General features: G+C 69.4%; 14 protein-coding genes. 8 read left to right on the top strand and 6 right to left on the bottom strand.

Features of this window, described 5'->3' with window-relative positions; translation table 11 throughout:
- The first annotated feature begins 124 nt into the window (after positions 1-124).
- The 3 genes from LGI35_RS30860 (at position 125) to LGI35_RS30865 (ending at position 2,580) form a co-directional block, all read left to right on the top strand.
- Positions 125-1,324 (top strand): phosphatidate cytidylyltransferase, encoded by a 1,200-nt coding sequence (locus LGI35_RS30860; protein WP_227297483.1) that lies wholly within the window; start codon positions 125-127, stop codon positions 1,322-1,324.
- A 424-nt stretch (positions 1,325-1,748) separates the two neighbouring features.
- Positions 1,749-2,075: a GNAT family N-acetyltransferase gene (locus LGI35_RS46400; protein WP_341483463.1), complete on the top strand. Its 327-nt coding sequence runs from the start codon at positions 1,749-1,751 to the stop codon at positions 2,073-2,075.
- A gap of 358 nt (positions 2,076-2,433) precedes the next feature.
- Entirely contained in the window at positions 2,434-2,580 is a 147-nt protein-coding gene (locus tag LGI35_RS30865; RefSeq protein WP_227297484.1) for a hypothetical protein, read from the top strand.
- Between the two features lie 827 nt (positions 2,581-3,407).
- Here the strand turns inward: LGI35_RS30865 and LGI35_RS30870 are convergent.
- From LGI35_RS30870 to LGI35_RS30885, 4 genes are all read right to left on the bottom strand, one after another.
- The gene (locus tag LGI35_RS30870) at positions 3,408-3,641 is read right to left on the bottom strand and encodes a hypothetical protein (protein WP_227297485.1); all 234 of its coding nucleotides are present in this window, start codon (positions 3,639-3,641) and stop codon (positions 3,408-3,410) included.
- 285 nt (positions 3,642-3,926) lie between these two features.
- On the bottom strand, positions 3,927-4,280 hold the full coding sequence (locus LGI35_RS30875) for a hypothetical protein (RefSeq protein WP_159032387.1): 354 nt from the start codon (positions 4,278-4,280) through the stop codon (positions 3,927-3,929).
- 672 nt (positions 4,281-4,952) lie between these two features.
- Positions 4,953-5,183 (bottom strand): LexA family protein, encoded by a 231-nt coding sequence (locus LGI35_RS30880; RefSeq protein ID WP_227297486.1) that lies wholly within the window; start codon positions 5,181-5,183, stop codon positions 4,953-4,955.
- On the bottom strand, positions 5,180-5,380 hold the full coding sequence (locus tag LGI35_RS30885; protein ID WP_227297487.1) for a hypothetical protein: 201 nt from the start codon (positions 5,378-5,380) through the stop codon (positions 5,180-5,182). Before LGI35_RS30885 ends, LGI35_RS30880 begins: the two co-directional genes overlap by 4 nt.
- A 275-nt stretch (positions 5,381-5,655) precedes the next feature.
- Between LGI35_RS30885 and rlmN the strand changes: the two genes are divergently transcribed.
- The 5 genes from rlmN (at position 5,656) to LGI35_RS30910 (ending at position 11,689) form a co-directional block, all read left to right on the top strand.
- Positions 5,656-6,762, top strand: a complete 1,107-nt coding sequence (gene rlmN, locus LGI35_RS30890; RefSeq protein WP_116509329.1) for a dual-specificity RNA methyltransferase RlmN — start codon at positions 5,656-5,658, stop codon at positions 6,760-6,762.
- Positions 6,763-6,971: 209 nt separating this feature from the next.
- Positions 6,972-8,057, top strand: a complete 1,086-nt coding sequence (locus LGI35_RS30895; RefSeq protein ID WP_376219055.1) for a thiamine ABC transporter substrate-binding protein — start codon at positions 6,972-6,974, stop codon at positions 8,055-8,057.
- Between the two features lie 107 nt (positions 8,058-8,164).
- On the top strand, positions 8,165-9,811 hold the full coding sequence (locus tag LGI35_RS30900; protein ID WP_227297488.1) for an ABC transporter permease: 1,647 nt from the start codon (positions 8,165-8,167) through the stop codon (positions 9,809-9,811).
- Complete coding sequence (locus tag LGI35_RS30905) at positions 9,811-10,866, top strand: ABC transporter ATP-binding protein (RefSeq protein ID WP_227297489.1); 1,056 nt, start codon at positions 9,811-9,813, stop codon at positions 10,864-10,866. Before LGI35_RS30900 ends, LGI35_RS30905 begins: the two co-directional genes overlap by 1 nt.
- 10 nt (positions 10,867-10,876) lie before the next feature.
- Complete coding sequence (locus tag LGI35_RS30910; RefSeq protein WP_227297490.1) at positions 10,877-11,689, top strand: maleylpyruvate isomerase family mycothiol-dependent enzyme; 813 nt, start codon at positions 10,877-10,879, stop codon at positions 11,687-11,689.
- A 3-nt stretch (positions 11,690-11,692) separates the two neighbouring features.
- On the opposite strand, the gene LGI35_RS30915 is transcribed toward LGI35_RS30910, so the two are convergent.
- Both LGI35_RS30915 and LGI35_RS30920 read right to left on the bottom strand, forming a co-directional pair.
- A complete protein-coding gene (locus tag LGI35_RS30915) occupies positions 11,693-12,832 on the bottom strand; it encodes an LOG family protein (protein WP_227297492.1) in 1,140 nt (379 codons plus the stop codon).
- A 32-nt stretch (positions 12,833-12,864) separates the two neighbouring features.
- Positions 12,865-13,272 carry a VOC family protein gene (locus tag LGI35_RS30920; protein WP_227297494.1) on the bottom strand — a complete coding sequence of 136 codons (408 nt, stop codon included), beginning with the start codon at positions 13,270-13,272 and terminating at the stop codon, positions 12,865-12,867.
- Positions 13,273-13,295 lie beyond the last annotated feature (23 nt).

Below are 13,295 nucleotides of genomic sequence, written 5' to 3' on the forward strand. Positions count from 1 at the left end.
CGACTCTTCCTGGGGAGCGCCGACCGGAGCCGGGTACTGGGGGCCGCCCGACCAGGGGCCTTCCCAGGGGGCTTCCCCGGCGGGTCCCGCGTACGAACAGCATGCGGTTGAGGAGACTCGGCCCATGCCCATCGTGCCCGAAATGCCCGACGGACCCGCCGGTGGTCGTGACCAGGACGACGATCGGGGGGCTGCTCGGCCGAGCGGTCCCCTGTTCCGCGACGAGTCGCCGGGGACGCAGCACGAGCACCCCCACGGGCCTCAGCACGAGCACCCTCACGGGCCTCAGCACGAGCCGCCTCAGGGGACCCAGCACGAGCAGCCGCGCGGGAACTCTCCGTACGAGCAGCCGAGCGGGGCACAGCACGAACCGCAGCATCCGACACAGCATCAGACGCATCGCCCGACGCAGCACCAGACGCCGTATGTGACGCCGCACGAGGCGCAGCACGAGAGCCGGCAGGAGCCCATGCCAAGCGCCGCACAGCCCGCCCCCGCACCGCCGAAGAAGAGCGCGGGCCGTGACCTCGGGGCAGCCATAGGAGTCGGGGTGGGGCTCGGCGCGGTGATCGTCGCGTCGCTCTTCATCGTCAAAGCCGTGTTCATCGGCGTGATAGCGGTGGCCGTCGTCGTCGGCCTCTGGGAGCTCACTTCGCGGCTCGAGGAGCGCAAGGGCATCAAGGCGCCCCTCGTGCCGCTCGCGATCGGCGGCGCGGCGATGGTCGTCGCCGGATACGTCCGCGGCACCGAGGGCGCCTGGGTGGCGATGGCGCTCACCGCGCTCGCGGTCCTGGTCTGGCGCATGACGGAGCCCCCCGAGGGCTACCTGAGGGACGTCACGGCCGGTGTCTTCGCCGCGTTCTACGTGCCGTTCCTCGCCACCTTCGTGGCGCTGATGCTCACCGCGGACGACGGGCCGCAGCGCGTCCTGACGTTCCTGCTGCTCACGGTCGTCAGCGACACCGGCGCGTACGCGATCGGCTGGCGCTTCGGCAAGCACAAGCTCGCCCCGCGCATCAGCCCCGGCAAGACCCGCGAGGGCCTGGTCGGCGCGGTGACGTTCGCGATGGCCGCCGGCGCGCTGTGCATGCAGTTCCTGATCGACGACGGTGCCTGGTGGCAGGGCCTGCTGCTCGGGCTCGCGGTCGCGGCCAGCGCCACGCTCGGCGACCTCGGCGAGTCGATGATCAAGCGCGACCTGGGGATCAAGGACATGGGCACGCTCCTCCCCGGGCACGGCGGGATCATGGACCGCCTCGACTCGCTGCTCCCGACGGCGCCGGTGGTCTGGCTGCTCCTGGTGATCTTCGTCGGGGCCGGCTGACCGACCCGAAGTCCCGGCTGACCTGCGCGGATTCAGGTGACGGGCTCGTTGTCCACAGGGCGACGGGCCCGTTGTCGTATGTCCGCGACGCTCGGAGGGATTTGCCTACGCCGGACAGCTCGCAGTGACCGGCGGAATCCGGCCCCCGATGCGTACACCCGTAGCGCCAGTGCGGGGCGGTGTGCCCGAGGTATTGGCTGACGGCCTTGAGGCTCTCCCCGGCGTCCAGGAGAGCGGACGCGTGCCGTCGCCTTCGGGTCATCCGGTTTGCGCCCGTCGGCCGTAAGTCGCGCTCTCGCCGGATGTCGGTGGGTGACGTCATCCCGGGAGACCTCCAACAGGCCTGTAGTGGGCTGGTTGGCAGGGAGGCTCGGTTCTTTGGCGAGAGGGGCCGCCCCTCGATGATGGCCGGGCCTGAATTGTCGTGGACGACAGTGGGGCAGCGCTTGCCACTGTCAGCCGTGGGCCCATTGATCGAGACTTCCGGAACGACGACGTCAAGCCGGAGTCCGCGTTCTATCTCTACAAGCTGATCGTGGCGAGGTCTGCGGCCGGCCGGCAGCTTGGTGCCCGAATCGTTGACTGGGCTAGCCGTGTTGCTGCGCTGGAGGGGCGCGACTGGGTTCGTATCGACACCTGGCGCACGAACACGGGACTGCACGCCTACTACGAGCGCTTGGGGTTCAAGCATGTCCGGACAGAGGCGCCGTCGCACCGTCGATCCGGATGGCTTGCCTTTGACTGCCCTTGAGTTCCCGCGACCTAACTTCTATTTAGTCGTAGTTGGGCAGGTGTCAGCAGGTGAGGGGGTAGGGCGGGGAGGCTTGGCGAGCCGTTACGCAGCATAAATCGATGGTAGAACTCCCGAAATTGGTTGGCTCATAACTCATGGCGGCGTAATGAGTTATCGCTGCGGAGCTCTGGCCTAGAGGCGTTCTTACCCGAAGCACAAGGTCTCGGTGGACGGGCACGATGTCTCCACCAAATCCAAGGGCCCGCCTCCCCCTCCGGCCAAAGAGCTTCGGGAAGCGGGCCACGAACCTGGAGGTTCAGCCTTGAGTCTGCCCCCTGTAGGCAGGGATCTGTCAATGCGTTCCGGCTTTGCGTGCGTGATCGCCATCGTCATCGTCATGGTCGTCTGGCCCCGTTTCGCCGATGCCGTCGGCATCTACGTCAACGCCGTTGGCCTCGCTGGGCTCGTTGCTGTGGGACGTACACGAGTGCTGTCATGCGGTTCGTCTGACATCAACCGCTGACATCAACACAGGCGTACAACGACGCACCGCAGCGCATCCGTTGGCTACTAGATCAGTCCTCTTCCATGGGCTGATCCCTGGGGCTTCATGACCCACTCGTACGGTGCACCCGCCTACGGATCAGAAGGTTGCATGCCTGAATCCTGGCGGGTGCGCTGAAGCAGGATGCGGCTGTACGGCTGGGGCAGTCTCAGTTCTAGTCTCGATTGCTGCCTGATCCGACGTGGTCTGCACTCGTCCACGAACGCCCGGCACCTTCACTTGACCTGCGAGGCGAGCCCTTTCTCGGACACGCCCGGACCTCCGTGGAACAAGCCCGGACAGCTTGTAATGCGTCCCGGTACTTGCGCGATAGAACTTTCCCTACTTCATCAAGGCGGCTCGCTCCGCTCGCCGCGCGCGGCCCCGGCTCGCCGCCGGGCCCGACGCTCTTGTCTCCGCCCCGCTCCGGGCCTGGCTACGCCGGCCGCGCGGCTGTAGCGAGCACACTCGAGCGGTGGACGGTAGCCCGCGGTGGCTGGGCCCGGTCGGCTCCACGGCTTGAGACAGCCACCATGGGGCGAGCCTCGAAGATCGGGGCCCACATCGGGCTATTGCGGGCAGGTCCAGAGACTGCCCGATTCGCGGTCAGCGTACGGGCCCCGATCTCTCGCCCCATGGCAGCTCCAGCCCAAGGCCGCTCCCGCCGACCTCATCGGGCCCGTGTGCGCTCGTCACGCCTCCCAGGTACGTTGAGCCGTCAGCCGAGGGGAACGCTCGCGAGGGAGCGCCCCGCAACGCGTGGCTGCGGGGCGCCGATCCACTTTCACAACGGGCCCTAGTGGGGTTTAGTCGACCGTCTGCCCGTCGTTCATACCGCCTCTGCAGGTCGGGAGCATGGGCGTCGACCGATCGATCGTTCCGCCGCCGTCCGTGCACTCACCCGGGGTGACGCTGGCCGGGGTGACGCTGGCCGGGGTGACGCTGCCGGCGGTGGCGGTGGCGGTGGCGGCGCCTGTGAGGCCGAGTCCGGCGAGGGCTGCCGTGGCGAAGACTGCGGCGAGGATTCGTCGAATGCGCATTTGGTTCGCCTTTCACAGATTGCCTCGGTTGGGAGACTACTCAGCCAATTGTTCATCCATGTGGGTGACACGTCATGTTGGGCCGTTCGGTTGACATTGCTGTCGGGTGCGGGGTCGGTGACGCGACCCGTCAGAGCGGATGGAAGCCCGTGCCACATTCGTGCCAGAAAGAGCGGATCCCAGCGGTCAAGAGCAGTCAAGCGCGACGCCTCGCGATGAATCACCAGAGGCCGTTTGCGCTGGTCAGCGTCAACCCTCTCCGTGACGGCCCGGTGATTCCCAAGCTCAGGGCTCTTCGTTGCCGCGGCGGACAGATCTCGGGTACTGCTCCCCCTCGTCGCCGATCAGCTTCGCGGACAGTTCGGCTGCGAGGTCAGCCAAGCCGACCAGGTCCACACCAGGTGCGTGGGCCCCGGACAGAATCACTCGTCCCTCGCACCAATGGAGCCCGACCGCGACGCTGTCCAGGCTGCCCCATGTGAACACCGGTTGCCGGCCTACGCTGTGCAGGTCGAGGTGGCCTTCTTGCCGAAGTGCCGCGCTGTTGTGTGCAAACTCAAGCCAGTCGCGCAGCGAGATGGGGCGTTCCTCGCTGTCCAACCAGTCCGAGGCGCGCGTCATGTGCAGTTCGTACCCCATACCCGGGATCATTCACCGCAGGTCTGACGCGTCTCCTGCCCTGTCGACGAGGCCTCTGACGTCCACGCCTGACATCAACGGCACCGGACGGCGGCGTAAATCAGCATCCCTGTCCGGACGTCGTGCCAGTCACCGATAGCAGCGGGAGCAGGATCGGATCGAACTCCTAAAGCGGTGGTCCGAGTCAAGGGATGCCCCAGTTCAGCCTGTTGAGGGGTGAGGCGTGGCTCAGCCTCAAGTGCCCGACCCTTCGGAAGCGCCGCTGTCTGACATCAGCGCCTGACATCAACGTCGGCGCACACATACATATGCCGATGCACAGGTGAACCCTGACCAACAGGCACTGATGGTCAGGGGAGTTCAGTCGATCCGTGTGCGCACCGCCTACGGATCAGAAGATTGCCCTGGCGGGTGCGCTGAAGCAGGGGTGGCAGCACGACTGGGCCAGTCTCACTCCTAGTCTCGATTGCTGCCTGATTCGACGTGGTCTGCACCCGTCCACGAACGTCCGGCACGTCACTTGACCTGCGAAGCGAGCCCCTTCTTGGGCACCTCCGGGCCGCTGTGGAGCAAGCCCGGACAGCTTGTAATGCGTAGCTCACCGGCAGCTGCCATCCGGCACAGCGTTGGCAGAGCAGCTGATGCTCGACGAGGGGCGGGCGTCGTCGGACGTCAGCTGAGGCGGTAGTCCCGCGAGCCGGCGCCCCGAGAGCGCCGAACGATCCCGGCCTCCTCAAGGCGGCGCAGTTGGTACAGCACCGACGACGGGCTAGCCAGCCCGACGGCCGCAGCGATCTCCCGCACGGTGGGGGCCTCGCCGTGTTCGGCGATGTGGGCCCGTATCGCGGCGAGCACCGAGCGCTGGCGTTCCGTGACGTCCCACGATCGTCGGACGCGGGTCACGACTTTTCCTCAGCCTGTTGGCGCAGGTCCGCGAGCTGCTCCCGCGGGACGTCTTGGACGAGACGCCGGGAGAGGTCGATCAGACGCCGCCGAAGGCGCGTATTGCTGCCGGTCGGGGCCTCGGCGAGGGCGTTGTAGGTGCGGATCCAGTCGCGCTGGGCCTGCACGATGTCGCGGGAATGCTCGTTGTGCACCATGAAACAAGTAGAGCATGTGTTCGATTTTCTGTGCACGCCGAAGCGCGCCCCACATGAAGGACTGGAGCGTCCCGAGGCCAAGACAGCCTGCGCGCGCCAGCAATGAGGATCAGTCGTGCGCCGACCTGCGCAGATGTCGTCCTGAGAGGAAGGAGGCTGGGCCGTCTGTGGGCCGTCCGGGGAGGGCCTACGACCACCGGGGACGACCCTGGACGACCCCCCTCCCTCTCTTGAGCTCCAGGTCACATGATTCGATCTGCGACACTGGATGAGTTATGCCTAAGCCCGGAGAACTCACTTTCGTTGCCCCGCGCGGAGCCAAGAAGCCGCCGCGGCACCTCGCCGACCTCTCGCCCGCCGAGCGGAAGGAGGCCGTCGCCGCGATCGGTGAGAAGCCGTTCCGCGCCAAGCAGCTGTCGCAGCACTACTTCTCGCGGTTCGCGCACGACCCCGCGGAGTGGACCGACATCCCCGCCGGCTCGCGCAGCAAGCTGCAGGAGGCGCTGCTTCCGGAGCTGATGACGGTCGTCCGGCATCTGTCGACCGACCAGGACACCACCCGCAAGACCCTGTGGCGGCTCTTCGACGGCACGCTCGTCGAGTCCGTCCTGATGCGCTACCCGGACCGGGTCACCATGTGCATCAGCTCGCAGGCCGGCTGCGGAATGAACTGCCCGTTCTGCGCCACGGGACAGGCCGGCCTCGACCGGAACCTGTCGACGGGCGAGATCGTGCACCAGATCGTCGACGGCATGCGCGCGCTGCGCGACGGCGAGATCCCGGGCGGCCCGGCGCGTCTGAGCAACATCGTCTTCATGGGCATGGGCGAGCCCCTGGCCAACTACAAGCGGGTCGTCGGCGCCATCCGCGCGCTCACCGACCCCGAGCCGGACGGCGTCGGCCTCTCGCAGCGCGGGATCACCGTCTCGACCGTCGGTCTGGTCCCCGCCATGCACCGGTTCGCCGACGAGGGCCTCAAGTGCCGTCTCGCCGTCTCGCTGCACGCCCCCGACGACGAGCTGCGCGACACCCTCGTCCCGGTCAACACGCGCTGGAAGGTCCGCGAGGTCCTCGACGCGGCGTGGGAGTACTCCGAGAAGTCGGGCCGCCGCATCTCGATCGAGTACGCGCTCATCCGGGACATCAACGACCAGGCCTGGCGGGGTGACCGGCTCGGCCGCCTGCTCAAGGGAAAGCGCGTCCACGTCAACCTGATCCCGCTGAACCCGACGCCGGGCTCGAAGTGGACGGCCTCGCGCCCCGAGGACGAGAAGGCGTTCGTCGAGGCCATCGCGGCCCACGGCGTGCCGGTCACCGTCCGCGACACCCGTGGCCAGGAGATCGACGGGGCGTGCGGTCAGCTCGCCGCCACCGAGCGGTAACCTGACTGGCGTACGTACATCTTCATATTCCGACAGGGGAGCGCCACAGCGCTGAGAGTGCGGCATCGGCCGCAGACCCTCTGAACCTTGCCCAGGTCATTCTGGGTAGGAAGTTCGGTCGCCACTCAAGCTGTTGCGCCCTGCCCGGGAATCGTCCGCGATCCCCGGGCAGGGCCGCGTCTCTTCCTGGTCACCCAGGAGGGAACTCAGTGAGCACCATCATCAAGGCCACGGCCGTCGCCGTGGCGGCCGGTCTCGGACTCGTCACGCTCTCCGCGTGCGGGGGATCCGACTCCGGCAAGGACTCGGCGGACTCCAAGACCGTCACCCTGGTCAGCCACGACTCGTGGGCCGTCTCCAAGAACGTGCTCAAGGACTTCGAGAAGAGCTCCGGTTACAAGGTCACGGTCCTCAAGGACGGTGACGCGGGCGAGGCCGTGAACAAGGCCATCCTGTCCAAGGACAACCCGCAGGGCGACGTCCTCTTCGGCGTCGACAACACGCTCCTGTCGCGCGCCCTCGACAACGGGCTCTTCCAGCCGTACGAGGCCAAGGGCCTGGACCAGGTGGGGACCGAGTACCAGCTCGACAAGGGCAAGCACCGGGTCACCCCGATCGACACCGGCAACATCTGCGTCAACTACGACAAGAAGTACTTCGCCGATCACAAGCTGACCCCGCCCGCCTCGTTCGACGACCTCGCCAAGCCCGCGTACAAGAACCTGCTCGTCACGGAGAACGTGTCGACGTCGTCGCCCGGCCTCGGCTTCCTGCTCGGCAGCGCCGCGCAGTACGGCGACAACGGCTGGCAGGGCTACTGGAAGCGGCTCAAGGCCAACGGCGTGAAGGTCGTCGACGGCTGGGAGCAGGCCTACAACGAGGAGTTCTCGGGCTCCGCCGGTGGCAGGAAGGCGGGCGGTGACCGGCCGCTCGTCGTGTCGTACGCGTCGTCGCCGCCGGCCGAGGCGATCTACTCGGATCCGCAGCCGAAGACCGCCCCGACCGGGGTCGCGACCGGCACCTGCTTCCGCCAGACCGAGTTCGCCGGCCTGCTGAGCAACGCGAAGAACGAGAAGGGCGGCAAGGCGCTCCTCGACTTCCTGATCGCGAAGCAGTTCCAGCAGGACATGCCGCTGAACATGTTCGTGGACCCGGTGACGAAGGACGCGGCCCTGCCCGCCGACTACGCCAAGTACGACGTCAAGGTCGACTCCCCGCAGACCATGGCACCGCAGAAGATCGCCGACAACCGTGACGCCTGGGTCAAGACGTGGACCTCGCTCGTACTGAAGTGACGCCCCCCGGGGAACCTCCGGTCAGGCACCCGGTCAAGCACCCGGCAAAGCCTCCGGCGGAGCCCCGTAAGGGTCGTCGGCGCGGGAGCGCGGCGCGGCTCGGCCTGATGGCCGTGCCCGTCGCGTTCTTCGCGGTCTTCTTCGCCTATCCGGTCGCGGCGATCGTCGCCCGCGGCCTGAAGGCGGGCGGCCACTGGCAGTTCGGGCGGACAGCCGACGTGCTCGGGCAGTCCGACATCCGCCACGTCCTGTGGTTCACGACCTGGCAGGCGTTCGCCTCGACCGTGCTCACGCTGCTGATCGCGCTCCCCGGCGCGTACGTCTTCGCGCGCTTCGAGTTCAGGGGCAAGCAGGTTCTGAGGGCCGCCGTCACCGTGCCGTTCGTGCTGCCGACCGTCGTCGTCGGCACGGCGTTCCTGGCGCTGGTCGGCCGTGGCGGGCTGCTCGACGGTCTGTGGGGCGTCCGCCTCGACACCACGGTGTGGGCGATCCTGCTCGCCCACGTCTTCTTCAACTACGCCGTCGTCGTGCGCACCGTCGGCGGACTGTGGTCGCAGCTCGACCCCCGGCAGGAGGAGGCCGCCCGGATGCTGGGCGCCTCCCGCTGGACGGCCTGGCGGAAGGTGACGCTGCCCGCGCTCGGGCCCGCCGTCGCGGCCGCCGCGCTGATGGTCTTCCTCTTCACGTTCACGTCGTTCGGCGTGGTCCAGATCCTCGGCGGGCCGACGTTCTCCACGCTCGAGGTGGAGATCTACCGGCAGACCGCGCAGATCTTCGACCTCTCCACGGCGGCCGTCCTCACGATCGTGCAGTTCGCCGCCGTGGGGATCATCCTCGCGGTGCACGCCTGGAGCGTGCGCCGGCGGGAGAGCGCGCTGCGCCTCGTCGACGCGGCGCACACCGCCCGGCGCCCGCGCGGCGCGGGCCAGTGGGCGCTGCTCGCCGGAGTGGTCGCCACGGTCGCGGTGCTGATCCTTCTGCCGCTCGGCGTGCTGATCCAGAGGTCCTTCGAGGGGCCGGACGGCTTCGGGTTCACCTACTACAAGGCGCTCGCCTCGTCCGACAGCGGTGTGTTCCTGGTGCCGCCGATCGAGGCGATCGGGAACTCCCTCACGTACGCGCTCGCCGCCACCGCCATCGCGGTCGTGATCGGCGGACTCGCCGCCGCGGCCCTGACGCTCCCCCACTCTCGGCTCCGCTCGAGCGGGGGGACCCCCTTGGCCGGCCGTCTCGTACGGGGTTTCGACGCGCTCCTGATGCTGCCGCTCGGCGTCTCCGCCGTCACCGTCGGCTTCGGCTTCCTGATCACCCTGGACAAGCCGCCCCTCGACCTGCGCGGCACCTGGATCCTGGTGCCGCTGGCCCAGGCCCTCGTCGGGGTGCCCTTCGTCGTCCGCACCATGCTGCCGGTCCTGCGCGCGGTCGACGGGCGGCTGCGCGAGGCGGCCGCCGTCCTCGGCGCCTCGCCGCTGCGGGCCTGGCGCGAGGTCGATCTGCCGATGGTGCGCAGGGCCCTGCTGATCGCGGCCGGATTCGCGTTCGCCGTGTCGCTCGGCGAGTTCGGGGCGACCGTGTTCATCGCCCGCCCGGACCGCCCGACCCTGCCGGTCGCCGTGGCGCGGCTCCTCGGTCGCGCCGGCGACCTCAACTACGGCCAGGCGATGGCCCTTTCGACGATTCTCATGGTGGTGTGCGCGGTGTCGCTGCTGCTGCTCGAACGCATCCGCACGGACCGTACGACGGGGGAGTTCTGATGGCCCTGCTGACCCTGGACGACACGACGGTGCGGTTCGGCGGTCCGTCCGGAGCGGCGCATGCCGCGCTCGACCGGGTCGATCTGGAGGTCGCCGCGCACGAGATCGTGTGTGTGCTCGGCCCCAGCGGCAGCGGCAAGTCGACGCTGCTGCGGGTCGTGGCCGGGCTCCAGGGACTCGACGGGGGGCGCGTGTTCCTCGACGGCCGTGACCAGTCGGGCGTGCCCGCGCACCGACGGGGCGTCGGCCTCATGTTCCAGGACCACCAGCTGTTCCCGCAGCGCGACGTGGGCGGCAACGTCGCCTTCGGGCTGCGGATGCACGGCGCCGCGCGCTCCGAACAGCAGGCTCGCGTACGGGAGTTGCTGGCGCTGGTCGGGCTGCCCGGGGCCGAGGGGCGCGCCGTGGCCTCGCTGTCCGGCGGCGAGCAGCAGCGCGTCGCCCTCGCCCGGGCGCTCGCCCCGCGACCCCGCCTGCTCATGCTCGACGAACCGCTCGGCCAGCTCGACCGCTCGCTGCGGGAACGTCTGGTCGTCGAACTCAGGGAACTCTTCGGCGAGTTGGGTACGACCGTGCTCGCCGTGACGCACGACCAGGGCGAGGCCTTCGCGCTGGCCGACCGCGTCGTGGTGATGCGCGACGGACGGATCGCCCAGTCCGGTACGCCACTTGAGGTCTGGCAGCACCCGGCCGACGAGTTCGTGGCGCGCTTCCTCGGCTTCGACAACGTGGTCGACGCCACGATCGTCGGGGAGGCGGCCGACACGCCCTGGGGCAAGGTTCCCGTGCCCGCGGGGTCCCCGCAGGGCCGCGCCAAGATCCTAGTCAGGCCCGCGGGCGTACGCCTCGCGCCTGCCGCCGAGGCCCAGTTGACGTGTACGGTCGCCGCGCGCACCTTCCGCGGCACGCATGTCGCCGTACACCTCCAGGCCACGGAAGCGCCCCGCCTCGAAGCGGCCTGCGCGCTGCGGGACGCGCCGGAGCCGGGGGACGAGGTCGGGGTGGCGTTCGACGCGGGCGAAATCGTGGTGCTGGACGGCCCGTCCGCCGCATAGGGTCCGCCGTATGACGACGGAGACCGCGGCATCCGGACAGCTCGTCCATGGCCACTACTGCGACGAAGTCGTCGCGCAGACCGCCCTGTTGGCCGGGCATCTCGCCGGCGCCGACCTGACGGCGACCGTGCCGACCTGCCCCGACTGGACCCTGCGCGACCTCGTCGTGCACCTCGGCGGCGCGCACCGCTGGGCCGAGGCGATCGCACGGACCGGGGCCACCGAGGAGATCCCCGACGAGAAGGTGCCGGGCTTCGAAGGGCCCGGGAGCGACGACCCGGCCGAGCTCGCGGCCTGGCTCATGGAAGGCGCCGAGCTGACCGCGCGGACGCTGCGCGCCGCCGGCCCCGACACCCGCGTCTGGACCTGGTCCTGGCAGCACACCACGGGATTCTGGGCGCGCCGCATGACGCACGAGACCGTGATCCACCGGGCGGACGCGGCGCTCACGGCGAAGGCCGCGTACGAGGTGGCGCCCGACCTCGCCGCCGACGCGATCGACGAGTGGCTCCAGATCGTCGCTCACGTCCAGCGGTCGGACCCGTCCGACACCGCGGCGGAGCTGCGCGGCGGCGGCCGCAGCCTGCACCTCCACGCCACCGACGCACCGGCGGAGCTGAACGCCGAATGGCTGGTCGAGCTGGGCGAGGACGGGTTCGCCTGGCGCCGTGGCCACGAGAAGGCGACGGTCGCCCTGCGGGGGCCGCTGACGGATGTGCTGCTCGCGTTCTATCGGCGCGCGCCCCTCGACGGCGGACGCGTGGAGGTCCTGGGGGAGCGGGAGTTGCTGGACTTCTGGCTGGAACGGGCGACGTTCGGATAGAGCTCAGCCCAGCTTCGCGAGCGCGTCCGCCGCTTCCTCCACGGTGTCCACCAGCGCGATCCGCGCGTCCATCGAGCGCTCGCGGGCCAGTGCGGTGAGCAGCGGCCAGGCCGGCAGGCGCTCCGTCCAGTGGGCGCGGCCGACGAGGACCATGGGGGTGGGCGCGCCCCGGGACTCGTAGTAGTTCGGCGTCGCGTTGTCGAATATCTCCTGGACGGTGCCGGCCGCGCCCGGCAGGAAGACCACCCCCGCGTTCGAGCGGGCCAGGAGGCCGTCCTCGCGGGTGGCGTTCGCGAAGTACTTCGCGATGTGCCCGGCGAAGGCGTTCGGCGGCTCGTGGCCGTAGAACCAGGTGGGGATGCCGACCGAGTCGCCGCCGTCCGGCCAGCGGGAGCGCACCTCGAAGGCGGCCGACGCCCACGCCGTGACGGACGGGGTGAACGAGGGCGCCGTGGACAGGAGTCGGAGCGCCTCGGTCAGCATCCCGTCGTCGAACCGTGCCGCGTACGCGCCCAGGTTCGCCGCCTCCATCGCGCCCGGACCGCCGCCCGTGGCGACGGTGACCCCGGACCGCGCGAGCGTCCTGCCGAGCCGCGCCGCGCCCGCGTACCCGTCCGTGCCGCGCGCCATCGCGTGACCTCCCATGACCCCCACCACCCTGGTGCCGACGAGGAGTTCGTCGAGGGCGTCGGAGACGGAGTCGTCGTGCACGGCCCGCAGCATCGACGCGAAGACGTCGTGGTCGGCCTTGGTCTGCTGGAACCAGTCGTACGCGCGGGCGTCCGGCGTCGACTCGTATCCGCCCTCCGCGAGGCCCGCGAACAGCTCGTCGGGGGAGTAGAGAAGGCCCCGGTACGGGTCGAAGGGGAGGCCGGGGACCGGCGGGAAGACCAGGGCGCCGATGGCGCGGATCCGGGCCGCGGCGTCGGGCCCCATCGGACAGCCGAGGAAGACGGCGCCCTCGGCGTCCAGGGCGAGCAGTTCGTCCGTACGCTCCGTCAGGTCGACGGCCTGCACGCGGCGTCCGGCGAGCGAGCCGTGCGCGGCCACGACCTCGTCGAACTCGTCGAGCGTCTCGATCTCACGGCCGGCGTCCGTGTGAGGGATCGCGGGCCTGCGCGGGGCGGGTTCAGAGATCTGCACCCGCCCATGCTAGGGCGCCGTACCCCGGAAGATCAGCCCTGGACGGCCGCCGGGTCCATCCACATGATCTCCCAGGTGTGCCCGTCCGGGTCGTCGAAGGCGCGGCCGTACATGAAACCGTGGTCCTGCTTCTCGCCGGTCTCGGTGCCGCCCGCGGCGATGGCCTTGTCGACGAGCTCGTCGACCTTCTCGCGGCTCTCGGCGCTCAGACACAGGAGCACCTCGGTGTTCTTGGTCGAGTCGACGATCGTCTTCTTCGTGAAGCCGGCGTACTTCTCCTTGGTGAGCAGCATGACCACGATGTGCTCGCTGACCACCACGGAGGCGCAGGTCTCGTCGGAGAACTGCGGGTTGATCGAGTACCCGAGCTCGGTGAAGAACTTCTTCGACGCGTCGAGGTCGTTCACGGCGAGGTTGGGGAAGATCATCTGCTGGTACATGGCGGGTCCTTCGCTTTCGCTCG

Source organism: Streptomyces longhuiensis (genome assembly GCF_020616555.1).
In the GTDB taxonomy this organism is placed as follows: Bacteria; Actinomycetota; Actinomycetes; order Streptomycetales; family Streptomycetaceae; genus Streptomyces; species Streptomyces longhuiensis.

Bases quoted from the DNA above. Each gene is read 5' to 3' on its own strand.
- LGI35_RS30860 (WP_227297483.1), top strand. From the start codon at position 125: ATGCCCATCGTGCCCGAAATGCCCGACGGACCCGCCGGTGGTCGTGAC.
- LGI35_RS30870 (WP_227297485.1), bottom strand. From the start codon at position 3,641: ATGCGCATTCGACGAATCCTCGCCGCAGTCTTCGCCACGGCAGCCCTC.
- LGI35_RS30875 (WP_159032387.1), bottom strand. From the start codon at position 4,280: ATGGGGTACGAACTGCACATGACGCGCGCCTCGGACTGGTTGGACAGC.
- LGI35_RS30885 (WP_227297487.1), bottom strand. From the start codon at position 5,380: ATGGTGCACAACGAGCATTCCCGCGACATCGTGCAGGCCCAGCGCGAC.
- rlmN (WP_116509329.1), top strand. From the start codon at position 5,656: ATGCCTAAGCCCGGAGAACTCACTTTCGTTGCCCCGCGCGGAGCCAAG.
- LGI35_RS30900 (WP_227297488.1), top strand. From the start codon at position 8,165: ATGGCCGTGCCCGTCGCGTTCTTCGCGGTCTTCTTCGCCTATCCGGTC.
- LGI35_RS30905 (WP_227297489.1), top strand. From the start codon at position 9,811: ATGGCCCTGCTGACCCTGGACGACACGACGGTGCGGTTCGGCGGTCCG.
- LGI35_RS30910 (WP_227297490.1), top strand. From the start codon at position 10,877: ATGACGACGGAGACCGCGGCATCCGGACAGCTCGTCCATGGCCACTAC.
- LGI35_RS30920 (WP_227297494.1), bottom strand. From the start codon at position 13,272: ATGTACCAGCAGATGATCTTCCCCAACCTCGCCGTGAACGACCTCGAC.